21 protein-coding genes are annotated in these 22,637 nt (G+C 40.2%); 13 read left to right on the top strand and 8 right to left on the bottom strand.

The features are described from left to right. Positions 1-6 precede the first annotated feature (6 nt). Positions 7-933, bottom strand: a complete 927-nt coding sequence (locus tag I7H67_RS07035) for a DMT family transporter (RefSeq protein WP_198307453.1) — start codon at positions 931-933, stop codon at positions 7-9. 238 nt (positions 934-1,171) lie between these two features. On the opposite strand from I7H67_RS07035, the gene I7H67_RS07030 reads away from it, so the two are divergent. Genes I7H67_RS07030 through I7H67_RS07020 form a run of 3 tightly spaced genes read left to right on the top strand, consistent with a single transcriptional unit; the run spans position 1,172 to position 4,092 of the window. Continuing rightward, positions 1,172-2,299: a Re/Si-specific NAD(P)(+) transhydrogenase subunit alpha gene (locus I7H67_RS07030; RefSeq protein ID WP_198307452.1), complete on the top strand. Its 1,128-nt coding sequence runs from the start codon at positions 1,172-1,174 to the stop codon at positions 2,297-2,299. Positions 2,300-2,310: 11 nt separating this feature from the next. Then, positions 2,311-2,625, top strand: coding sequence for a proton-translocating transhydrogenase family protein (locus tag I7H67_RS07025; RefSeq protein WP_003654992.1), 315 nt, complete (start codon positions 2,311-2,313; stop codon positions 2,623-2,625). A gap of 12 nt (positions 2,626-2,637) precedes the next feature. Further along, on the top strand, positions 2,638-4,092 hold the full coding sequence (locus I7H67_RS07020) for an NAD(P)(+) transhydrogenase (Re/Si-specific) subunit beta (RefSeq protein ID WP_004794591.1): 1,455 nt from the start codon (positions 2,638-2,640) through the stop codon (positions 4,090-4,092). A 64-nt stretch (positions 4,093-4,156) separates the two neighbouring features. On the opposite strand, the gene I7H67_RS07015 is transcribed toward I7H67_RS07020, so the two are convergent. From I7H67_RS07015 to I7H67_RS06990, 6 genes are all read right to left on the bottom strand, one after another. Continuing rightward, positions 4,157-4,978 carry an SDR family NAD(P)-dependent oxidoreductase gene (locus I7H67_RS07015; protein ID WP_198307451.1) on the bottom strand — a complete coding sequence of 274 codons (822 nt, stop codon included), beginning with the start codon at positions 4,976-4,978 and terminating at the stop codon, positions 4,157-4,159. 218 nt (positions 4,979-5,196) lie between these two features. Continuing rightward, positions 5,197-5,598, bottom strand: a complete 402-nt coding sequence (gene rsfS, locus I7H67_RS07010; RefSeq protein WP_004794586.1) for a ribosome silencing factor — start codon at positions 5,596-5,598, stop codon at positions 5,197-5,199. 81 nt (positions 5,599-5,679) lie between these two features. Then, a complete protein-coding gene (locus I7H67_RS07005) occupies positions 5,680-6,474 on the bottom strand; it encodes a hydroxypyruvate isomerase family protein (protein ID WP_004794584.1) in 795 nt (264 codons plus the stop codon). Positions 6,475-6,487: 13 nt separating this feature from the next. After that, positions 6,488-7,357, bottom strand: coding sequence for an NAD(P)-dependent oxidoreductase (locus tag I7H67_RS07000; RefSeq protein WP_198307450.1), 870 nt, complete (start codon positions 7,355-7,357; stop codon positions 6,488-6,490). A 12-nt stretch (positions 7,358-7,369) separates the two neighbouring features. After that, a complete protein-coding gene (locus I7H67_RS06995) occupies positions 7,370-8,158 on the bottom strand; it encodes a crotonase/enoyl-CoA hydratase family protein (protein WP_004794580.1) in 789 nt (262 codons plus the stop codon). A gap of 94 nt (positions 8,159-8,252) precedes the next feature. Beyond that, entirely contained in the window at positions 8,253-11,060 is a 2,808-nt protein-coding gene (locus tag I7H67_RS06990) for an ATP-binding protein (protein ID WP_111855418.1), read from the bottom strand. Positions 11,061-11,232: 172 nt separating this feature from the next. On the opposite strand from I7H67_RS06990, the gene cysM reads away from it, so the two are divergent. The 4 genes from cysM to I7H67_RS06970 are packed head-to-tail and all read left to right on the top strand — an operon-like array spanning position 11,233 to position 16,734. Then, positions 11,233-12,165, top strand: coding sequence for a cysteine synthase CysM (cysM, locus tag I7H67_RS06985; RefSeq protein WP_005302386.1), 933 nt, complete (start codon positions 11,233-11,235; stop codon positions 12,163-12,165). Between the two features lie 12 nt (positions 12,166-12,177). Continuing rightward, complete coding sequence (locus I7H67_RS06980) at positions 12,178-12,996, top strand: 3'-5' exonuclease (protein WP_151768005.1); 819 nt, start codon at positions 12,178-12,180, stop codon at positions 12,994-12,996. 9 nt (positions 12,997-13,005) lie between these two features. Then, positions 13,006-14,397: a 23S rRNA (uracil(1939)-C(5))-methyltransferase RlmD gene (gene rlmD, locus I7H67_RS06975; protein ID WP_198307449.1), complete on the top strand. Its 1,392-nt coding sequence runs from the start codon at positions 13,006-13,008 to the stop codon at positions 14,395-14,397. Between the two features lie 30 nt (positions 14,398-14,427). Further along, positions 14,428-16,734, top strand: a complete 2,307-nt coding sequence (locus tag I7H67_RS06970) for a RelA/SpoT family protein (protein WP_005302395.1) — start codon at positions 14,428-14,430, stop codon at positions 16,732-16,734. A 48-nt stretch (positions 16,735-16,782) separates the two neighbouring features. Here the strand turns inward: I7H67_RS06970 and I7H67_RS06965 are convergent, their stop codons facing one another. Then, complete coding sequence (locus I7H67_RS06965; protein ID WP_198307448.1) at positions 16,783-17,556, bottom strand: SDR family oxidoreductase; 774 nt, start codon at positions 17,554-17,556, stop codon at positions 16,783-16,785. A gap of 112 nt (positions 17,557-17,668) precedes the next feature. Between I7H67_RS06965 and mazG the strand changes: the two genes are divergently transcribed. From mazG to panC, 6 genes are all read left to right on the top strand, one after another. Then, positions 17,669-18,472, top strand: a complete 804-nt coding sequence (gene mazG, locus I7H67_RS06960) for a nucleoside triphosphate pyrophosphohydrolase (protein ID WP_198307447.1) — start codon at positions 17,669-17,671, stop codon at positions 18,470-18,472. Then, positions 18,444-18,848 (top strand): ComEA family DNA-binding protein, encoded by a 405-nt coding sequence (locus I7H67_RS06955; protein WP_198307446.1) that lies wholly within the window; start codon positions 18,444-18,446, stop codon positions 18,846-18,848. The genes mazG and I7H67_RS06955 overlap by 29 nt, the downstream gene beginning before the upstream one ends. 125 nt (positions 18,849-18,973) lie before the next feature. Then, entirely contained in the window at positions 18,974-20,437 is a 1,464-nt protein-coding gene (pcnB, locus tag I7H67_RS06950) for a polynucleotide adenylyltransferase PcnB (protein WP_004794561.1), read from the top strand. Next, entirely contained in the window at positions 20,434-20,916 is a 483-nt protein-coding gene (gene folK, locus I7H67_RS06945) for a 2-amino-4-hydroxy-6-hydroxymethyldihydropteridine diphosphokinase (RefSeq protein ID WP_198307445.1), read from the top strand. Before pcnB ends, folK begins: the two co-directional genes overlap by 4 nt. Before the next feature lie 46 nt (positions 20,917-20,962). Beyond that, a complete protein-coding gene (panB, locus tag I7H67_RS06940; RefSeq protein WP_004794557.1) occupies positions 20,963-21,772 on the top strand; it encodes a 3-methyl-2-oxobutanoate hydroxymethyltransferase in 810 nt (269 codons plus the stop codon). A 3-nt stretch (positions 21,773-21,775) separates the two neighbouring features. After that, on the top strand, positions 21,776-22,624 hold the full coding sequence (panC, locus tag I7H67_RS06935; RefSeq protein ID WP_005302410.1) for a pantoate--beta-alanine ligase: 849 nt from the start codon (positions 21,776-21,778) through the stop codon (positions 22,622-22,624). Positions 22,625-22,637 lie beyond the last annotated feature (13 nt).

Genomic DNA, 22,637 nt, shown 5'->3' with positions numbered 1-22,637 from the left:
GAGAATTTAATGTTTTAGCCTTTTCTTTCTGAGTGTAATCATCATCACACCAATAATATTGAGAAGGCAACCGACCCATTGCCACATGTTGAGATGTTCATTTAAAAAAGCAACAGCAAGCAAAATCGTTAAAACTGGTCCAATCGAAGCAATCATTGCAGATTGAGAGGCACCTAATCGTTCAATACTTTGCATGAGCATAACGGTAGGTAAGACGGTGACTAAGAAGCCAAGGCCGATTCCATACCAAATCACACTAGAGGGTAGCTGTAATAGAAGTTGAATAGGTTGAGGTGTGCTGAGTGCATAGTGGGTTAATGTACCGATACAAGCCACAGTTAATGCTAACCCTGTGAAATTCCAAGAACCAAATTTCTTAATTAATGGTGGGGTTAGTAATAAATAGCCTGCAAAAGCCACCGCACTTGCAAATACTAAACTTGACCCTAGCCAGAAGTTGCCCTGAATTGGTGCGTTGTTGTGCTCTTGCAGCATGACCAACACGGTTCCACCATAACTAAGAAAAATGGCAAATAAACTTTTTGCATCTAATTTTTGTTTGTAGAGTAAGCTTGAGACGATGACTGTAAGCGTGGGATATAAAAATAGAATAATTCGTTCTAGAGAGGCGCTAATAAACATAAGGCCCATGAAATCGAGCCAACTGGCAAAGTAGTAGCCTAATAGACCGGCAAAAATTAAAATTAGCCAATCCTTCTTTTTTATGCCCTGATTATGATGCCTGTTAAACCAACAAATAAGTAGAAAGAACGGTAAAGCGCTTAACATGCGTAAAGCCATCAGGACTGTAGCATCTACTAATGGAGAAAGGGCATAAGTCTGTTTAATAAAGATTGCTTTTGTACTGAATAGAAAAGCAGAGCAAAGAGCAAAAAAAGACCCGATTTGAAACGAAGAAAACGAAATTTTCATATACAAGACTGTATAAGAGAGACTATTGTCTACAAAAAAATAAAAATCTTCCTATATTACACCTCAAATCAAATATCGTGAATCATCAGTTCAAAATATGGGTATTTATTAAATAAATATTGGGTGGTATTTTAAAAAAGTTCAATTAGAATCCAAATTCTGTACAAAGAATACACATGGGGGAAACATTGCAGCTTGCAATGTTTTTGACAATGAGAAATTAGCTTGAGGAACGCTCATGCAGATCGGAATCCCAACCGAAACTGTCGTCGGTGAAAATCGTGTAGCTGCTACGCCAGAGACAGTAAAGAAGTTGATTAGCGCTGGTCATAGCGTTGTGATTGAACGTGGTGCTGGTGTAAAGGCCGCGTACATTGACAATGCTTATGAACAGGTCGGTGCAACCATTACGGATGATGCCTATACGGGTAGTCAAATTATTTTGAAAGTTCGCGCGCCACAAGGCGGGGAAATTCAAAAACTTGCAGCAAATACTGCTGTTGTAGCAATGTTTGATCCTTATCGTAATACCGAGCTAGATCAGTTTGCGAATCAGCAAGTTTCTGCTTTTGCTCTGGAATTGCTTCCTCGTACGCTTTCTCGTGCGCAGAACATGGACGTATTGTCTTCTCAGGCAAACCTTTCTGGTTATAAATCAGTTTTGCTTGCTGCTGCTGAATATCAGCGCATGTTCCCAATGCTTATGACTGCTGCTGGTACTGTAAAACCTGCTCGTGTTGTGATTATGGGTGTGGGCGTTGCAGGTCTTCAGGCAATTGCAACCGCAAAGCGTTTAGGTGCAATTGTTGAGGCGACCGATTTACGTCCTACAGCAAAAGATCAGGTTGAATCTTTGGGTGGTAAGTGGTTAGACGTACCAATGTCTGAAGAAGAACAACAACGTGCAGCGGATGCCGCTAAAAATGGTTATGGATGGATGCCGGGTGAGCAATACATCAAAGACCAAGCCGCGATTGTTGATAAGGCTGTTTCTAATGCTGACATCGTGATTACTACTGCGTTGTTGCCGGGTCGTGATGCACCACGTCTGATTAAGGCTGAAACTGTTGCCAAGATGAAACCGGGTTCTGTCATTTTAGATATGGCTGTTGAAACTGGCGGTAACGTTGAAGGCTCTAAAGTGGGCGAGACTGTTTTTACAGAAAATGGCGTGAAAATTTTGGGTATTCCAAATATTCCGGCAACTGTAGCAACAGAAGCTTCAGCGCTATATGCACGTAACGTTTTTAATTTCGTAGAGACTTTATTCGACAAAGAGAAAAACTTTGCGATTAATCAAGAAGACGAAATCCAAAAAGCCCTATTGGTCACTCATGGCGGTCAAGTACTGCTTAAGCGTGGTTAAGGAGATTTCTCATGGTTGAAACTATTACAATTTTCGTCCTTGCCATCTTCGTAGGTTATTACGTAGTTTGGGGTGTTACACCAGCTTTACATACGCCGCTTATGGCTGTAACCAACGCATTGTCATCTATTATTGTAGTAGGTGCGATGTTGCAAACTGTGGGTCTGCCTATTTTGGGTGTAGATGCTAACGTTGCATTTCAAAGTGTAAATGTGGTGAGCGTACTTGGTGCGATTGCAGTATTTTTGGCAAGCATTAATATTTTCGGTGGCTTTGCAGTAACTGCACGCATGCTGGAAATGTTCAAGCCTAAGCAAAAGAAATAAGAGGGCTTTGACATGGAATTTATTCAAGCAAATGCGAACTGGTTGTACCTTGTTGGCGCAATCCTCTTTATCTTGACGCTTCGTGGCTTGTCTGGCCCTAAAACAGCAATTCAAGGTAACCGTTACGGTATGATCGCGATGGCGATTGCAGTTGTAACGACTTTCTTTGTTGCGAATAACCCAGTGATCTGGATGATTGTTGGTGCAATGGTGCTTGGTGCAATCGTAGGTATTGCACGTGCTCGTACTGTACCAATGACGCAAATGCCGGAAACTGTTGCACTTATGCACTCTTTAGTTGGTTTGGCAGCTGTTTTAATTGCAATTGCTGCAATTTTACATAACAACCAATTAACTGAATTGTTTGCACAAAATGAAGCAGCTTTAACGGCAGCTGGTGTGCAACATGTGCACATGAGCAAAGTTCACTTATTTGAATTGTTTGTTGGTTGTTTTGTTGGTGCGATTACCTTTACTGCATCTGTGTTTGCGTACGGTAAATTGGCTGCGAAAAAATGGGCTAAAACAATTTCTGGTGCATGGGTTAAACCTGTTCAAGCGCTTATCTTTATTGCGATGTTGGCTTGTGGATTTTACTTCTTCACGACTGGCAACATGACTGCTTTCTGGGCAATGACAGCTCTTGCGCTTGCATTTGGCTGGGTATGGATTGCACCGGTCGGTGGTGGTGATATGCCTGTAGTAGTATCGCTTCTTAACTCATTCTCTGGTTGGGCTGCGGCAGGTATTGGTTTTACACTTGAAAACAACATGTTGATCGTTGCGGGTTCTCTCGTAGGTTCATCTGGTGCGATTCTGTCATACATCATGTGTAAAGCAATGAACCGTTCGATCATCAATGTATTGTTTGGTGGTGCAATGGGTGGTGCAGCGGTTGCTACTGCTGCCAAAGGTGAGCAAGTTCAACGTAACCATCGTTCTGGTTCTGCTGATGATGCTGGCTTCTTGATGTCAAATGCTGACAGCGTTGTGATTGTACCAGGTTATGGTATGGCGCAAGGCCGTGCACAGAATGCTGTAAAAGAATTGTGTGAAATTCTAAAAGAGCAAGGTGTTCGCGTTCGTTTCGCAATCCATCCTGTTGCTGGTCGTATGCCTGGTCACATGAACGTATTGCTTGCAGAAGCAGACGTGGCTTATGAAGACATCTTGGAAATGGATGAGATTAACTCAGACTTCCCTGCAACAGATGTAGTGCTTGTAATTGGTGCAAACGACGTTGTAAACCCTGCTGCGAAAGATGATCCAAGCTCACCGATTTATGGTATGCCGATTCTTGAAGCTCATAAAGCGCGTACAATCATGGTGATTAAGCGTTCTATGGCAACAGGTTATGCTGGTCTAGACAACGATTTGTTCTATAACGAAAAAACAATGATGATCTTTGGTGATGCTAAAAAAGTTGTTGAAGATATGACAAAAGCAATCAATGGTGGTGGTCACTAATCTGACCCCAATCAGGATTGTAAAAGCCACCCTCGGGTGGCTTTTTTTTATTTGGCTTATTTGTTTAAAGAAATTTTTCTACGAGGTTTAGAGATTGTTGATAGAGGTCGCGTGCCAGTTGCTGATTTTTGGCATGTGATGATTTCCAGTCTGGCATATGTGCGCTGACATATTCGCCATTACGGTTTTGCCAAGCATCTCCAGTTGCCATTTCTGTAATGAGATTTGCTGGAACTGAAGTTGGCACTAATCCTAATTTCATTGCTGCATAAACTGGTTTTGGTAAGTCACGATAAATATCGGAAGCAACACCACCGGGGTGTAATGCATTATTAGTAATTGAGCTTTCAGCTAGCTGTTCTGCTAATGCATTACTGAATAATAAATTTGCAAGCTTTGATTGCCCATAATAGAACAGGGGATTGTAAAAACCTTCTGCGCGAAACTTGTTGGGTTTAATTGAGCCAACCCAGTGAGCAATAGATGCAAGATGAATAATACGTGCTTTAGGAGATTGTTTTAAAACTGGGAGTAATTTTTGAGTAAGTAAAAAATGACCTAAATAGTTAACCCCAAATTGTTGCTCAAAGCCTTCATTAGTCAATTGTTTGGTTTTGGCAAATAAGCCTGCATTATTAATGAGTACGTCAAGGCTGCCATAGCGATCAGCAATTTCATCTGCTGCTTTTTGGGTTAACTCAAGGCTGTTTAAATCGAGGGAAACTAAATCGACTTGGCCTTGATTAAGTGAAAGTAGTTTATTCTGCGCATCTTGGGCTTTTTGTGGATTTCGGCACGCTAGAATGACATGTTGTCCTTGTTTAACGAGTTGTTCTGCTGTAGCAAAGCCAATGCCCGTATTGGCGCCTGTAATTAATATCTTCACTTTCTGTACTCCGGTTATGCTATTTATTGGTGAGAACTTTCAGAAAATATATAGTGCTGCAAATTTGACAATTTGTCATGTCAAATTTGGTTGTAAGTGATGATTGGTATTTGTGGGGGGGGCGGGAAAGATGATGGGGTATTTGAAAATGGTTAAAATCTTTGTTTAGTAAATAAAAAAAGCGGCTCAAAAGAGCCGCTTTTTTTAAAAGCAAAATTTTAAGCAACCGACTCTGGAGCGGTACGCCATAAGCTTTCTAAATCATAGAATTTACGAGCTGTTGGTAGCATCACATGTACTACAACAAAGCCGAGATCAATTAAGATCCATTCTGCATCTCGTTCACCTTCAACGCCAATCGGGCGGAAACCGGCTTTTCGAGCTTCTTCTGCAACATTGTCTGCAAGCGCTTTCACATGACGAGTAGAAGTGCCGCTCGCAATTACAATAGCATCAGCGACATTGCTAATTGAGCTAACATCTAACTGGAGAATATCTTTTGCTTTTACATCAACTAAAGCGTCGTGGACGACTTTGAGACAAGTTTGTACGTCTTTATTTGAGGTATTCATTGCGAAATCGTGAGAATTAGACACGCTGGGCGATGGTTCTAAATTCATATAGGGTATATTTTCCTGACAATTACTCACTATCTAATATAGTGGTTTTCGCGCTAAATTTCAAACAAAACTCGTAACAGTTTATATATTTACATCATCAGAAAAATACTTTTTCTTCCATGTAAATGACTGATTTGAAGTATTTTCAGGCTTATATTCTGCTGCAATATAGTTTTGATAAGAACTTTGTTTTAACCAAGAAAAAATTTGTTCATAAGGAATTTCAGCTGTATCTGGCTCATGACGGCCCGGACAGTCTGCAAATTGAATATGACCAATTGAGTTAATATTCTCTTGTAAACCCTCAAGAACGTCTTCGCCCATCATTGCCATATGATAGCAGTCATATTGCATTTTTAGAGTAGGGTCGTTGACCGCTTCTAGCATTTCTTGTGCCTGCGCAATATTTTGTACTAAAAAGCGGGGCATATCTGTACCGTTAATCATTTCAAAAACGGGTTCTATATCGTGTTCACTGAGTAAGTTGCACGCAAGTTTTAAATTAGCTGCTAAGGTTTTTAAACAAGGCAGTAAGTCGGCATCGAGCGGTTGCTTGCCCGCTAGAATATTAACACGAGGAACCTTTAAAGCTGTGGCATAGCTAATGGCTAACTCTAATGCCTCATGGAAAGCTATTTCTTGGCCGGGAATGCCTGCTAAACCATTTCCGCCTTGCATAAGGTCACCAGCAGGTACATTGATCAGACAGAGGCTAAGATTATAGCGTTCGAGTTGAGTTTGAATATCTGCAATAGTTAATTCATAAGGGAATTGAATTTCTACATATTCAAAGCCCTGTGCATGGGCCAGAGCGAAGCGTTCAATTAGAGGAACTTCGGTAAAAATCATGGATAAATTGACTGCAAGACGACCCATACTCAAACTCCGTTTATTTTTGCTCTACTAATTGAATCATAGTAGCTAAATCTTTCTCAGCAAAGCCATTTTTTTGGTGAGTTTGTAGCTGTAATAGAGCTTTTTGTGCAACTGGGATGTCTAAATTAACATTGTTAGCCAATGTTACTGCGTTATTAAGATCCTTAGATAATGTTTGAACTTTCCACTGAACTGGCTCAAAGGTATGAGTTGCCATACGTGGAGTTAGAATTTGAAAGGGTTTAGAGTCCGCAAATCCGCCTGCTAAGGCAGGAGCGAGTAAAGTTGTATCTACACCAGCTCGGTCTGCAAGCGCGACAGCTTCTGCAATAATGGCGCTGTTGGCTGCAACAATCAGTTGATTACAAATTTTGGTAGCTTGGCCAGTTCCTGTATCGCCCATTCGAGTTACACGTTGAGATAAAACATTATAAACAGGTGTTAGTTCTGTAATCGTTTGATCATTACCGCCTGCAAAAATGACAAGTGTGCCTTGTTCTGCTCCAGCTGTTCCACCTGATACAGGTGAATCAATCCAAATAACGTCATGTGTGGCAGCTGCTTGAGCAAGTGTTTTTGTTGCAGCAACAGATAAGCTTGAGAAATCCACAATAACTTGCTCAGCTTTTAAGTTAGGCTGAATTTTTTCAAATACTGCCTCTACGGCTTTATCATCTGCTAGACAGATTAAAATAATAGGATAGTCACCAATATTTGAAAGTTCTAAAGGTTGGGCGCCGATATCAATCAGTTCTTCACATGCAGAGAAGGTTCGATTCCAAACCGCAACTTGAAAGCCGGCTTGAATAAGGCGGGTTGCCATCCGACTTCCCATAAGCCCCATACCTAAAAAAGCAATAGGGGTATTACGATCAAAATTCATAATCTAAGCTCTTTATTTATATTGGCGTGGTAAAAAATTAACTTCCGGATGTTTGTCTTTTTTACGAGCAAGTTTGCTATTTTTACCAAGTAATAATTTAAGTTGCCAGATTTTTTCTAGACGTAATGATTTTTCTGGTTGATGCTCCATTGCATCTAGTACGCGTTTTGCGGCAGTGAGGGCATCAGGTGAGCGCTGCAACATTTCAGCTGCAATCTCATGTGCTCTCTCTAGAGGCGAGTCACTTAAATGAGTCACAAGACCGATTTCTTTTGCATAATTCCCATCAAAGACACGAGCAGTTAAGGTGAGTTCTTTTGCAAGGTCAACGCTAATTAAGCCTTTTAATGAGCGAGTAAGTCCCATATCAGGAACTAAACCCCAACGGCTTTCCATAATCGACATTTTTGTTTCTGGGTGAGAAATTCGAATGTCGGAAGCCAAGGCAAGTTGCATACCTGCGCCGAAACAATATCCTTCTAATGCAGCAATAACTGGTACAGGTAAATTCTGCCAAGTCAGAAATGCTTTTTGAAAAAGGCTTTGTCCGGGTTTTACAAGTTCCCAAATGGCAAAAGCAGAGTTTTTCGGATTGTTTAGGTCGGATAAATCAATTCCAGCACTAAACACATTCCCTTCGCCTGTCAAAATAACACAGCGAATATCTCTATCCTTTTTAATTGCTTTTGCAGTTGAAACTAACTCTTTTAATAAGGCAAAACTCATTGCATTGCGTTTGTCTGGACGGTTTAAATATACCGTTGCAATGCCATTATTTTTTTCAATACGTAAGAGTGCCATGAGATTCCCGCTTCTTTTTTTATAGATGAACGGAGCATAACATGGCTGTAATTTGGAAACATGACAGCCCAGTCATGCCTCTTTGATAGAGATGTTAGTCAGGAATCACCAAGATTTGATGGGCTGCACTTTCTACCTCTTTAACGACAAGACCGAGTTCATCAAAGCGCTGCATAACTTCTTCAATGAAGCCTTCATCTGCTATACGGCGTTCTTTACGCAGCGTTGAAATAAACTGCTCAAAGTCCCCAGTCACTTGTTGTAGTTTTGGGGCGCCTACATAGCGAGTAGCACCATAGAGGCGATGTAAAACATGCTCAAGTTGAGGGAAGTCTTCAAGCTCAATGAGCTGCTGCATTTCATCTAGCTCAGTTGGAAAACTATCAACTAACATTTTAAGTAGATCTTGCGCTAAGTCTTCTTTATTTGCTGCAAGCTGCAAACTTTGTTGCCAGTTTAAAATTTGTGGATCTAAAGCTTCTGCGACTACATGATGGTCTTTATCTAAGGCTTTTGCTGTAAAGTTATTTTTAGTCCATTGCGTTAAGATCTGAATGATTTGCTCCATTTGAATTGGCTTGGTGACATAGTCATTCATGCCTACTTTAAGGAGTTTTTGCTTTTCATCGGCTAGTGCATGAGCGGTGAGCGCAATAATTGGAAGTTGCATTTCTCCATCTAATGTCGACTCTAAAGAGCGAATAGCACGAGTGGTATCAATGCCTGACATGACAGGCATTTGAATGTCCATAAACACTAAATCAAATGGTTTAAGTTTCTGATCAATTCGCTCTTGGATCAGGTTAAGAGCTTCTTGGCCACTGAGAGCTTTAGTTGTTTTAACGTTGAGTTCACCGAGTAAGGCTTCTAAAACAATTAAGTTAGGGAGATGGTCATCCACTGCCAGAATGTGTAGCCCCTGACCATTAAAGTCTTGTTGTTCCTCTTCAAAAATAGGTTGATCATTTAATAGTTGAATAAGTCCGCTTCGACTTAATGGTTGATAGAGAGGACGAGCACGGTATTCATTGAGCATGTTTGGCTCAAGTGTCATTTGATAGCCATAGACGGCTAAATTGCCTTGATAACGGCTACGGATTTCTTTTAATAACGCTTCAGTGTCGCCGCTATGGTCAACAATGAGCCATGTATTATCTTTCTGATCAAGATGTTTTAAACGGCTAAACAAGTCCAGAATCGATTGTGTTTCGATATGAGGAACATGGTAGTTTTCAAGGTAGTAACGTAAAACACTTGCTGTAGCAGGATGAGCAAGATAAGACACCACTTGTAAATGCTCAAAGTGCGGGTGTTCGATTTCGTAATCTTCATCTACCACAAATTGTGCGGTAAACCAGAAGGTCGAGCCTTTTTCAGTTGGTGCACGTTCTTGGTTATCTTCAAAACCAATTTGACCATGCATGAGATGAACAAGCTGTTTAGAAATAGCTAAACCTAAACCAGTACCACCAAATTGACGTGTAACTGAGGCATCGCCTTGCGAGAATGATTCAAATAGTTTTTTACGGTCTGTGCCACTTAAACCAATACCACTATCTTGAACACTGAAATGAAGCAGACATTGCCCAATATCATCATGTTCCATACGAACACGAACAATAATTTCCCCATCAGGAGTGAACTTGATCGCATTGGAAATTAAGTTGGTCAAGATTTGCTTGAAGCGTAAAGCATCGCCAATCACTTCTTGTGGAATGTTGTCCGCATAGTAAAAAGCCATGGCGATATGTTTTTGAGCAGCCAATGGAGACAGCATATCCATGACATCAAAGATGGCTTCTTCTAAATCAAAAGGTGCTGTTTCAAGTTCTAATTTACCCGCGTCAATTTTCGAGAAATCTAATACATCGTTAATTAATGCCAATAAATGGGCAGATGACTTGCGAATGGTTTGCAAATAAAGATTTTGCTCATTATTTAAATTTTGTTGACGAAGCAATAAATGAATAAAGCCATCAATACTGTTTAGAGGTGTTCGAAGCTCATGACTAATATTTGCCAAGAAAACTGACTTCGCTTGGTTTGATGAAATCGCTTGGTCACGTGCTTGACGATAAGTAATGTTTTGGACTTCTAAGGTATCTAGTGTTCTGCGTAAATCTTCTTCTGTTTGTTCAGTGTGTTCTTTTAATTCTAAAAAGCTAAAGTGTAATCGCTTAACAACATTTGCAATATCACGCTGTAGTAGGCGTAGCTCTCCAGTACTGTTAATAACTAGGTGCTGATCTAAAGTATCGGCATTTAGGCGTTGTAACTGCATGCGAATTTCATACATCGGCGCAATCCAACGACGAGAGTAAAAATTCAAGCACAGTAAAAGTAATAATAGGGTCATTAATCCAGTAATGACGAGGGCAATCATAATGCGATAACGTGCCAACTCTAGAGGCTGGTTATCCATTTCAATCATTAACCAAACTGGGGCTTTTCCTGCTTTATTGCTAATTTGCAGTCCATAAATATTGTTGTGGTTATAAGAGATTGGACCGAAAAAACTATTATTACTAGGAAAGCTCGGCCAATAACGATTATCACGATAACCAATACTTAAATAAGTCTGTCCATTGTTATCAATTAATACCGCGCGTTTAAGATTTTTTTCGCTAAACATGCTTTGCATGATGTGCTGGGCATGATCGTATTCATCGGGCTCTAGTTCGACTAGCGTATATAGATCTTTCGCAATTTGATTGTAGCGAGCTAAAATTGCTGAGGCGTGATGTAGCTGTTGTTGTTTTACCGAATGTGACGTTTCAGTTAAAACCAGAAAAGCACCGACCCCTGTTAAAATCATAATCGGCACAAAAATTAGAGCAATCAATTGCCCATATGCATGATTCAGACGTAAGCGTTTCGATAAGGTTTTATTGAAATTAGACATGGCTACATCAGATTTATCTCTCTGTACGGCATCTTATCACGCTTTATTTTAAAACAGACGGCATTTTATAAATGACCGAGCTTTAATCGCTTTCATGAAAAAGCATATTGAAATGGGTGCAGTAGCGAGCATTTTTTCATACAATAGGCGCACCTCGATATAGGTATTGATCATGAGTAATACACAACCTGACTTTTTAGCCGACGAATTTTTGTTAGATCACTATGTAGGTAAGACACCTCTAGTTCGTTTGCAGCGATTAGCTTCTCATACGCAAGCGACGGTTTTAGCAAAATTAGAAGGTAATAATCCGGCAGGTTCTGTAAAAGACCGTCCTGCATATAACATGATTATGCAGGCAGAAAAACGTGGTCAAATTAAGCCAGGCGACACCTTGATTGAGGCAACCAGTGGGAACACAGGTATTGCTTTGGCAATGGTTGCTGCAATGCGTGGCTATAAAATGAAACTTATTATGCCGAACAACATGAGTCAGGAGCGTAAAGATGCGATGCTGGCTTATGGCGCAGAGCTGATTGAAGTAACACCGCAGCAAGGTATGGAAGGTGCTCGTGATTTAGCCTTGCAAATGGAAAAAGAAGGTAAGGGGCACGTTTTAAATCAGTTTGGTAACCCTGACAATGTTGAAGCTCATTATTTAACGACTGGTCCTGAAATTTGGAAACAAACAGGTGGGAAAATCACCCATTTTGTAAGCTCAATGGGTACGACTGGTACCATCATGGGTGTTTCTAAATATTTAAAAGAACAAAATCCAGATATTCAAATTATTGGCTTGCAACCAGCAGATGGTTCAAGCATTGCTGGTATTCGCCGTTGGCCGAAAGAATATTTACCTACTATTTTTGATAGTAGCCGTGTGGATCGTACCATTGATATTCCACAAATTGATGCTGAAAAGACCATGCGTAAATTAGCGCGGATGGAAGGCATCAGTGCGGGTACATCTTCAGGTGGCGCGGTATGGGCATCCATTAAGATTGCAGAAGAAAATCCAGATGCTGTTATTGTTTGCATTATCTGTGACCGTGGCGACCGCTACTTGTCTACAGGATTGTTTTCAGTACAGGACGATAACTCATAATTGAGAGAAATAATGCGTTTCCCTACCTTAGTTTTTGATATTGAAACTTTAACTGATTTAAAAGCGGGAGCGCATTTATATCATCTTGATTTACCAGAGGCTGATGTAGAGCAAGCATTGACTAAACTCCGTCGTCAAGAATCAGGCATGGATTTTCAGCGCTTACCTTTGCATGAAATTGTTTGTATTTCTGGTCTATGGATTGATGAGTCTGGTTTCAGGTTGTTTTCTTTTAGTCGTGAACAATATTCCGAAGCTGAGATTTTGCAAAAGTTCTTGTCAATTTTTGATAAGCGTCATCCGACTTTAGTGAGTTGGAACGGCTCACAATTTGATTTACCCGTCATTCTATTTCGCGCGATGTATCATGGGCTTTCTGCACCGGGTTTGTTTGATCAAGGTGAGATTGATAGCCAGAAGCGTTTTAATAATTACCAAAACCGTTATCACCATCGCCACATTGATTTAATGGACGTGATGGCAATGTTTAATGGGCGTAATTTTCAAAAGCTTGATGATATTGCCTGCATTTTAGGTTTGCCAGGTAAACGTGGTGAATCGGGTTATCATGTGCCTGAATATGTTCGTAATCAACAATGGTTAAAATTGACTAGCTATTGTGAAGGGGATGTACTCAATACATGGTTTATTTATTTGCGTTGGCTCGTACTAAAAGGCCAGTTGAGCGTAGATGAACATAACCACTGGATTAGTTCGAGTATTGAATATTTACAGACCATGCCGCAGCAGTCTGATTTTCTTGAAGTATGGAAACGTACTTCCAAGCATACTGAGTTTACCTCTCACTATTTTAATCCTTCAGATTTTTAGGTTCATCCTTTGAAACAACAAGCCAAATCTCGCAAGCCTCAACAACCTGAATATATTTTTCAAGTTGAAACACTTTCTCATGAGGGGCGGGGAATTGCGCATTATGGTTCTCATCCTGATCATCCAGCAGATAAGCGTGGCAAGAAAGTTTTTATTCGTTATGCATTGCCTGGAGAAACTGTAAAGGCTCAAATTACCCATCAAGCAAAGCGTCTTGAAGAAGCTGAGATGGTGCAGTTGTTAGGAGGACCTTCAACTCATCGCATAGATGCAATTTGTCCTCATTATGGTATTTGCGGTGGCTGTAGCATGCAGCATATCCATCCTGATGAACAAATCCGTTTAAAGCAAAGTGTGCTCCAATCGCATTTACAACATTTTGCAGGCATTCAACCTGAACAGTGGCTTGAGCCAATTCGATCTTTACAAACAGATTATCGTCGTCGTGCTCGAATAGGGGTGCGCTATCTGCCAAAGCCAGATCGCTTAATTATGGGGTTTCGTGAACATCATAGTAATCGGCTAACTTCTATCCACACTTGTAGTGTTTTGGATAAAAAACTATCAGATAGTTTGCCTGAGCTGCGTATTTTACTCCAAAGTCTAAAAGGCAAAGCGCATATAGGTCATGTAGAATTAGCAAAAGGTGATCATGAAATTTCTTTATTGGTTCGTCATGTAGAAAAATTAAACAATTCTGATGTCAACCAATTAAAGCAATTTGCGTTAGACAAAGGGTGGCAGTTGTATTTACAGCCTAAGGGGCCTGAAAGTATTCATCGTATTGATGATGAAAAAGGTGCTTTACGTTTACACTATGCCTTAGAGCGGTTTAATGTAAATTTTGCTTTTTCGCCATTGGATTTTACTCAGGTCAATGCCACAGTAAATGAACAAATGGTTCAATTGGCATGTGAATTGCTTCAATTGCAACCAGGTGAAAAGGTACTTGATCTATTTTGCGGTTTAGGCAATTTCTCACTCCCGTTAGCACGATGTGTTGGTGAGAGTGGTCAGGTTGTCGGTGTGGAAGGGAGTGAAGAAATGGTGCAACGGGCAACAGCTAATGCAAAATGCAATAGTTTGGTGCAAGCAACCTTCTTTTCACAAGATTTAACAAAAGATTTTTCGCATCATTCTTGGGCAAATCAAGGATTTGATGCATTATTGATTGATCCTCCTCGTGCTGGTGCATATGAAATTATGCAGTATGTATCAAATTTTGGAGCAAAAAGAATCGTTTATGTATCATGTAATCCAGCTACACTGGCAAGGGATGCGGGTGTTTTGGTCCAATATGGTTACCAGTTAAAAAAAGCAGCTGTGATGGACATGTTTACGCACACAGAACATGTTGAATCCATTGCACTATTTGAAAAAATTCAAGAGATAAACGATTAAAAACATGAGTTACATATTGAGGAGAATGGTATGGTCACAGTACGTGAACAGTTACCTGAACAACTAACTGAGTTGTCCGAGGAAACGACTGTAGAGCATGCCGCCGAAACGCAAATCGGTTTAGCCTCATGGTTGGATCGGGTGCGTGAAATATTAGATGGGGCGAAGCTTGAACAGCTTGAGCAGGTTGCTCATTTAACCCTGCAAAAAGAGTTGGATTCAACGGTTAATCATCGTTCAAATACTTTCGCTACAGGCGTTGGAATGGCTGACATTCTGGCGCATCTCCATGTAGATGAAGATACTCTATCGGCAGCAATGCTCTATCGTAGTGTGCGTGAAGACATTACTGATATAGAAGAAGTAAAACAGAAATTTGGGGAGCAGGTCTATAACCTTGTCAAAGGCACTTTGGCAATGGGTAAGCTCTCGGAACTCATTGAGAAAAATAAACGGTTAGAAGATCATTTTAATAATAATCAACGAGAACATTTAAGTGGCATTTATAAAATGCTGATTTCGGTTACCGAAGATGTTCGAGTTGTTTTAATTAAACTTGCTGAACGTACCTATTCTTTACGAGAACTAGCAAATTCATCTCGTGAACGTCAAGAACGTGTAGCGCGCGAAATTCTTACTATTTATTCGCCATTGGCGCATCGACTCGGTATTGCTCAGCTTAAGTGGGAACTTGAAGATCTCGCTTTTCGCTATTTAGCTCCAGATCGTTATAAAGAAATTGCGTCATTACTGAATGAAAAACGATTAGAGCGCGAACACTATATTCAGTTCGTGATTGATCGTTTAAAAAATGAGTTGGCGTCTTACGGAATCGAGTCAGAAATCACAGGTCGAGCGAAGCACATTTATTCGATTTATCGAAAAATGAAAAGCAAAAACCTGAGTTTTGATCAGCTTTATGATATTCGTGCCTTACGTGTATTGGTCAATAGTGTTCCTGAGTGTTACCACTCTTTGGGTATTGTTCATCAAATCTGGCGTCATATTCCGCATCAGTTTGATGACTATATTACCAACCCGAAAGCAAATGGTTATCGCTCTTTGCATACTGCTGTAATTGCCGAAAATAAATCGCTTGAAGTGCAAATTCGTACTCATGAGATGCATGACGAGGCAGAATTAGGCGTATGTTCGCACTTTAACTATAAAGAAGGTTCAAAGAATACTGACCATTCCTTTAATCATCGTTTGCATTCATTGCGTGCTGTTTTAGAACACTATCAAGAGCGCAATGAAACGACGGTACATCAAAACGAAGATGAAACAGAAGGCTTTGAACAGTTACAAGACTTTGAAGGCTTTGAGAAGATTTACGTTTTTAGTCGTGATGGTGATATTAAGGAATTGCCACGTGGCTCAACAGTTCTAGATTTTGCTTATCATGTCCATACGGAAGTAGGCAACAAGTGTTATGCAGCGCGAGTTAACCAGCGCTATGTGCCACTTACCTATACTTTAAAAACTGGTGAGCAGGTTGAGATTTTAACTAAAAAAGATCGTGATCCAAACCGAGATTGGTTGGTCAATTCTTTAGGTTATATTAAAACCTCTCGTGCTCGTGACAAGCTGCGTCATTGGTTTAGACAGCAAGATCGTAGTAAAAATCTTGAAGTTGGCCGTGAACTTCTTAATAAAGAGTTAGCTCGTCTAGCGATTCACCCAAAAAGTATCGACTTAAATGATTACTCATCACATTTTAACGTGAAAACGGGTGATGACATTTTGGTGAGTCTAGTAAGCGGTGATATTAGCTTACATGCCTTGATTAATCAGGTGAACCGTCAAATGCATTTAGATCAGGATGAACCTGAACTAGTGCTTAAACCTGCATTAAATCCACGTGCTAGCCATACATTGTCGGCTCATGGAATTTTAATTGATGGTTTAGACAATGTAGAGCTGCACATCGCACAGTGCTGTCAGCCTGTACATGGTGAGTCAATCGCTGGATATATTACTTTGAACCGTGGTGTTAGCATCCACAAAGTCATTTGTTCAGACTACCAACGTATGATTAAGCAAGAACCAGAGCGTGCTGTTGAAGCCGACTGGGAAATGCAGCCAACACGTGGTCAAAGCGTTCAAATTGTGGTGGAAGCGTATGATCGCCGTGGTTTGCTTAAAGACTTAACTCAAGTGATTTTCTCTGACCAAATCAATATTCGTCAGGTCAATACAATTTCTGAGGCAGATGGTATTGCCAATATGAAGTTGCTCATTGAGGTTAAGGGTTTAGCACAGCTTTCTCGCTTATTGGCTCGCTTAGAGCAACAGCCTGGAATTATTAGTGCGCGACGCATGATTCAAGGTGTTTAAATAAATTGAGTAAAAAGGCTGTCAAATGACAGCCTTTTTTATATTGGATTATTTTCTCGATAAATAAATGTTAGTGAGCCGATTTAAAAACTGAGGGCTTAAAGTCGAGAGTTGGTAAAGCAGTTTGGTTTTTATGCCAACTGGAGTGTGAGTGGGTGTCCAGAAATGAGTCTTTTTCTCTACAAGTGTAAGCACCTGCTGAGCAATATCATTTGGAGTTAAATCTATCCCCATATTTTGAATAGTGCCTGCATCCATATTGTTAACCATTGCAGTTTGCACAAATAGCGGCATCACATCTAAAACGCGAATACCATATTTTTTCCATTCCACATCTAAACCTTCAGTAATTCCGCGAACAGCAAATTTACTGGCTGAGTAAGAAATCAAATCAGCTTGCCCATAAATTGCAGAAGCTGAAGATAGATTGATAACGCGTGCAAAAGATGCTTGCTTTAAATAAGGTAGGGCAGCGTGACAGCCATTGATAACACCGTTTACATTAATATTTATTGTTCTTTGGTGAGCTTTAATATCAGTTGTTTCAAATGCACCAGAATATAAAATACCGGCATTATTTACTAAGATGTTGAGTTCGCCAGCCCATTCAGTAAATTCTTTTAATATGTGTTGCCATTGGTCGTAATCACTTACATCTAGATAGCCGGCACGGGCATTTGGCCCTAAGTCGTTTGCTAATTCTTGAGCAAGCGATTCATTAATATCATAAATGCCTACTTTATATCCTTGTTTGTAAAATACGCGTGCAATTTCAGCCCCAATACCTTGAGCGGCACCACTAATCAGAATACTGTATCTCATCTTTTTTCTCTTTGTCAGTACAATAGTGCGACTGATTTAATCGCTTTGATTTTGATCATAACAAATTAAAATCTTAGTTTTACTGACCGACTTTTTAAACTTGAGGGTTACCATGGATAAATTGCTTAAAATCATGCAAGAGTTACGAGAAAAATGTCCGTGGGATCAACAACAAACCCCAATGTCACTGACTAAATATGCGATTGAAGAAGCATATGAAGTTGAGGCTGCTGTTCGTCAGGGTAATATCGATGAAATCAGAAATGAGCTAGGCGATTTGTTATTACAAGTCGTGTTTCAATCACAAATGTTTAGTGAGCAAGGTGCTTTTAACTTTCAAGATGTTGTTGAGGCAATAAGTGAAAAGTTAATTCGCCGTCATCCACATGTTTTTCAGGCAGATCAATTTAATAATTTAACACCAGAGCAAGTAAGTGAGCTTTGGAAACAAATTAAACAGCAAGAAAAACAAGGCAAGCCGCAATCAAGGTTGGACGAAATTAAGCATGGACCAGCTCTATTGCAGGCACAAGAAATTCAAGAAAATGTCGCAAAAGTTGGGTTTGACTTTGAAACCGTAGAAGATGCTTATGGAAAACTAGAAGAAGAGCTAGATGAGTTTAAGCAAGCACTAAAAAATCAAAATATTGATGAAATTCAAGATGAATTTGGAGATTGCCTGTTTTCATTAGTCAATGTAGGACGTAAACTTGCGATTTCAAGTGAAACATCACTTTTATCAACAATACATAAATTTAGAAGTCGTTTTGCTTTTATTGAAGATCAAGCGCAAAAACAGCAAAGAACATTAGAAGACATGACCTTGTCTGAAATGGATGAATTGTGGAATCAGGCAAAGCGGCAGTTAAGATTAGGGGAAAAAACACATGCATCTCAGCATGAATCTTTGGAATAGTAAGTCTTATATTTTTATTATTTTATTTTGGAGCCTGATTTCTTCAAGCTTTGTTCAGGCTCAATCTTTTGATCAAAATTTTAAGGAGTGGAAGGCTAAACAGCAGATGTATGATCAGAAGTTAAGCATACAACACGCCTCTCATTCTAGTGTTCCAAAAAGCTCAGTTATGACTGACTCTTCGGGACAAGTTCACTTGAATCAAGCCAATATTGATGAGCTTCAAAAGCTAAAAGGTATTGGTGAGAAAAAGGCTCAAGCGATTATAGAATACCGTCAAAAGAATGGTGGCTTTAAAAATATTGATGAATTTAAAAGCGTAAAGGGCATTGGTCCAGCCATTTTTGAAAAGAATAAAGCACGTTTGACTTTATAAATCATCTGTTTGTCAATTGTCATTTCATGCGCAAACTACAGAGAATCAAATTGCCCTTTGTGTGCGTTAGAGCTATGATTAGCGACAACTTGTTATTTACGTCCTGACGTAGGAGACAGCGTCTTTTGCAAACATTGCGAGCGTCAAAATGTGGTTTGTCCACAGCCCAACTTCCTTCTTCGATTTTAGATGTGATCGATAGCCTGACTAAAGCTGGCTATGAAGCTTATATTGTTGGGGGTGGTGTCCGTGATTTAATGCTAGGGTTTAATCCTAAAGATTTCGATGCAGTGACCAATGCGACACCTTCTCAAATTAAAGAAGTTTTTGGCAGACGTTGCCGAATCATTGGTCGTCGATTTGAATTGGCACATGTTTATTCAGGGCGTGAGCTTATTGAAGTTGCTACATTCCGTGCCCCTCCTAAAAAAGCAGTCACTAGTGCCTCAGGCATGATTTTACGTGACAATAATTGGGGTACTATCGAACAAGACTTTGCTCGACGTGATTTTTCAATCAATACGCTATATTACCAACCGCGTAAGAGTATTGTGCTCGATTTCTGCAAAGCAATTGATGATGTAAAAAATAAAACTCTACGTTTATTGGGCGATCCGGCACAGCGCTTCGAAGAAGACCCTGTGCGTATGCTGCGAACTCTACGTTTTGCAGCCAAGTTAAATTTCAAAATTGATTCAAATATTCTCGATATCTTTGATGCTGAAATGACGCAATTACTGCGTGATGTATCTCCGCATCGTTTATACGATGAATCTCAGAAGCTGTTCACAATGGGACATTTGGCGCGTGTTTTGCCAATGTTGATTGAGTTTGGTGTCTGGAAGCAACTCTTTGCAGATATTCAGCCTAACCTCACTCCATTTATTTTAAGAGCGGCAAAAAATACAGATCAACGTATTCAGGTTGGGAAAACAATTAACCCAGCATTTTTCTATGCAGTGTTATTGTGGCAACCATTTTTAGAGCGTTGTGAGTTTTATTTATCTAAAGGTATTGTGCCGGCTGAAGCACGTGCGCAGGCTGGCTTAGATGTCTTAAAACGCCAAGCAACACGTACAGTTATTCCTCGCTTTGCAGAAACTTTTATTCGTGAAGTTTGGGAAATGCAGACCCGTTTGCTTAATCCAAAACCACAGCAAATAGAAGCATTGGCTGGACATGCTCGTTTCCGTGCAGGTTTTGACTTCTTATTACTTCGTGAAAAGTCAGGTGATGACACAACACAAGGAATGGGAAGCTGGTGGGAAGCCTACCAAGAAATGTCAAATGACGAAAAAGAAGCTGCGATTAGCCAATATAATCGTCAAAAAGCTAGAAACCGTCGTAAAGCTGCTGCTGAGCCTATTGAAAATAATAAAGTTGACACCGAAATTGAACCTTTGGTTGATATTCCGGAACCACGCACTCGCCGTGGGAAAAAAGAACGTACTAGACAAGATCAGGCAGTTGGCCGATTTGTTGAAAAAGCGACTACTTCTGAAGCAGGGGTGATAGGCGATCATCCAATTTTAAAACGTAAGCGGGTACAACGTGATTTAAGCCAAGTCGTCTTTGGGCCAACGCAATGACAATAACCACTTATATTGGTTTAGGAAGTAATTTAGGCGATTCACGTCAAATTTTATCTGAAGCCATTGCTAAGCTTAAGACGTTAGGAGTGGTTAAAGTCTCTAGACTTTATCAAAGTCCGCCTATGGGGCCTCAAGATCAGCCAAATTATTTAAATGCAGTTGCAGAATTAAATACCGATCTTGCGCCTTTAGATTTGCTGGATCATTTACAACGTTTTGAGCAAGAAGCTGGTCGTGTACGGCTTCGTCGTTGGGGTGAGCGAACCTTAGATCTGGATTTGCTTATTTATGGCAATGAAAAAATTCACAATGAGCGCTTAACTGTGCCGCACATAGGCATTCTACAACGAGATTTCGTTGTGATTCCTTTATTAGATTTAGATGCTGATTTACAGATTAATGATCAGCCACTTAAAAATTTAGAACTGATACAGCAGCCAACGCTGACTGTACTTGCGGATGAGTCTTGGGCTTAAGCTCTCGATTCATTATGTTCTGCAAACTCCTGTAGAGGATATCATCATGATTAGTCTAAGTGACTTAAGAAAATTTAAAGCCGAAGGACGTAAGTTCTCTTGTCTAACTTGTTACGATGCAAGCATGGCAAAAGCAATGGAACTTGCTGAAATTGATACAATCTTAATTGGTGATTCTCTTGGAATGGCAATTCAAGGGCGAGATTCAACTTTGCCAGTAACCGTTGAAGATATGGCTTATCATACGGCAGCGGTGCGCCGTGGTAATCAGCATGCCTTGATTATGACGGACTTGCCATTTATGAGTTATGCAACCTTGAATGATGCTTTGCAAAATGCAAGAACAGTCATGCAAGCTGGCGCTCAAATGGTGAAAATCGAAGGCGGTGCATGGTTAAGTGAAATCGTGCAGGTCTTAACCCGTAATGGCGTACCTGTTTGTGTACATTTAGGCTTAACGCCTCAATCTGTACATGTATTCGGTGGCTATAAATTACAAGCTAGAACACGTGAAGCGGCAGATCAGCTTATTGCTGATTGTACAGCAGTGGTTGAGGCGGGCGCAGCGGTATTATTACTTGAATGTGTTCCTGCTCAGTTGGGTCAAGAAATTGCTGAATTATTCCCAAATACGCCTGTAATTGGTATTGGTGCGGGCAATGCAACCGATGGACAAGTATTGGTTGTACAAGATATGTTAGGTTTAACTTTTGGTCGAGTTGCGCGTTTTGTACGTAACTTTATGAAAGAGCAATCAGGTGAAACTGCCATTTTAGATGCTTTTAAAGCTTTTCATGCTGCTGTGCAGGATCAGTCATTCCCTGCCAAAGAACATACTTTTCACGTTGAGCTGTAATTCATGAAAACAGAAACCACCATACAAGGTCTTGCAGCTTCTTTAAATCCTGCTAGAGCTGCACGTAAAATTATTGGTTTTGTCCCAACAATGGGAAATCTACATGAAGGGCATCTCACACTTGTTCGTGAAGCGAAAAAGCTATGTGATGTTGTGGTTGTAAGCATCTTCGTAAATCCGACGCAATTTGGCCCAGGCGAAGATTTTGACAACTATCCTCGTACTTTAGAGCAAGATAGTCGCTTACTTGCTGATGTTGGCTGTGACATTATTTTTGCGCCATCAGTTGAGCAAATGTATGGTACACAACCACGTTTAACGAACATCAGTGTCAGCCAGATTACAGATGCTTTATGTGGTAGTTCACGTCCAGGACACTTTGATGGTGTCGCTTTGGTTGTAACTAAGCTCTTTAATATTGTGCAACCGAATTACGCTTTCTTTGGACAAAAAGATTACCAACAGTTAGCCGTTATTCGTCAGTTTGTACAAGATTTAAATATTCCTTTAGAAGTAATTGGCGTGCCAATTGTTCGTGCAGCAGATGGTTTGGCGCTTAGCTCAAGAAATGGTTATTTAAGCGCTGAGCACCGTCAGATTGCTCCGGTTATTTATCAGAGTTTGAAGCAGGCTGAGCAACAGTTACATCAAGGCAAAGATTTGCAACAAGTTGTAGAAGATATCAAAACTCAGTTGACAGATAATGGCTTTGTTGTTGATTATGTCGAAGCTCGTCAGACAAATCTGTTACCTGCTGCTCAATTTGATCGTGATATTGTGTTGTTTGTCGCGGCAAAACTTGGTGCAACTCGTTTGATTGACAATTTAGAAGTTGCCTTTACACCCCAATAAAAGAGATCAAAGG

The organism is Acinetobacter sp. ACIN00229, assembly GCF_016106645.1.
GTDB lineage: Bacteria > Pseudomonadota > Gammaproteobacteria > Pseudomonadales > Moraxellaceae > Acinetobacter > Acinetobacter oleivorans.
Note: the sequence above shows the minus strand (reverse complement) of the source record. Positions and strands in the feature narration are given on the sequence as shown.

Coding starts and splice junctions, on each gene's coding strand:
- panC (WP_005302410.1), top strand. CDS start 21,776: ATGAAAACAGAAACCACCATACAAGGTCTTGCAGCTTCTTTAAATCCT.
- I7H67_RS07000 (WP_198307450.1), bottom strand. CDS start 7,357: ATGAATTTTGATCGTAATACCCCTATTGCTTTTTTAGGTATGGGGCTT.
- I7H67_RS07035 (WP_198307453.1), bottom strand. CDS start 933: ATGAAAATTTCGTTTTCTTCGTTTCAAATCGGGTCTTTTTTTGCTCTT.
- I7H67_RS06965 (WP_198307448.1), bottom strand. CDS start 17,556: ATGAGATACAGTATTCTGATTAGTGGTGCCGCTCAAGGTATTGGGGCT.
- I7H67_RS06990 (WP_111855418.1), bottom strand. CDS start 11,060: ATGTCTAATTTCAATAAAACCTTATCGAAACGCTTACGTCTGAATCAT.
- I7H67_RS07025 (WP_003654992.1), top strand. CDS start 2,311: ATGGTTGAAACTATTACAATTTTCGTCCTTGCCATCTTCGTAGGTTAT.
- I7H67_RS06955 (WP_198307446.1), top strand. CDS start 18,444: ATGCATCTCAGCATGAATCTTTGGAATAGTAAGTCTTATATTTTTATT.
- I7H67_RS07030 (WP_198307452.1), top strand. CDS start 1,172: ATGCAGATCGGAATCCCAACCGAAACTGTCGTCGGTGAAAATCGTGTA.
- cysM (WP_005302386.1), top strand. CDS start 11,233: ATGAGTAATACACAACCTGACTTTTTAGCCGACGAATTTTTGTTAGAT.
- I7H67_RS07005 (WP_004794584.1), bottom strand. CDS start 6,474: ATGGGTCGTCTTGCAGTCAATTTATCCATGATTTTTACCGAAGTTCCT.
- panB (WP_004794557.1), top strand. CDS start 20,963: ATGATTAGTCTAAGTGACTTAAGAAAATTTAAAGCCGAAGGACGTAAG.
- I7H67_RS06995 (WP_004794580.1), bottom strand. CDS start 8,158: ATGGCACTCTTACGTATTGAAAAAAATAATGGCATTGCAACGGTATAT.
- folK (WP_198307445.1), top strand. CDS start 20,434: ATGACAATAACCACTTATATTGGTTTAGGAAGTAATTTAGGCGATTCA.
- rsfS (WP_004794586.1), bottom strand. CDS start 5,598: ATGAATTTAGAACCATCGCCCAGCGTGTCTAATTCTCACGATTTCGCA.
- I7H67_RS07020 (WP_004794591.1), top strand. CDS start 2,638: ATGGAATTTATTCAAGCAAATGCGAACTGGTTGTACCTTGTTGGCGCA.
- I7H67_RS06980 (WP_151768005.1), top strand. CDS start 12,178: ATGCGTTTCCCTACCTTAGTTTTTGATATTGAAACTTTAACTGATTTA.
- mazG (WP_198307447.1), top strand. CDS start 17,669: ATGGATAAATTGCTTAAAATCATGCAAGAGTTACGAGAAAAATGTCCG.
- I7H67_RS06970 (WP_005302395.1), top strand. CDS start 14,428: ATGGTCACAGTACGTGAACAGTTACCTGAACAACTAACTGAGTTGTCC.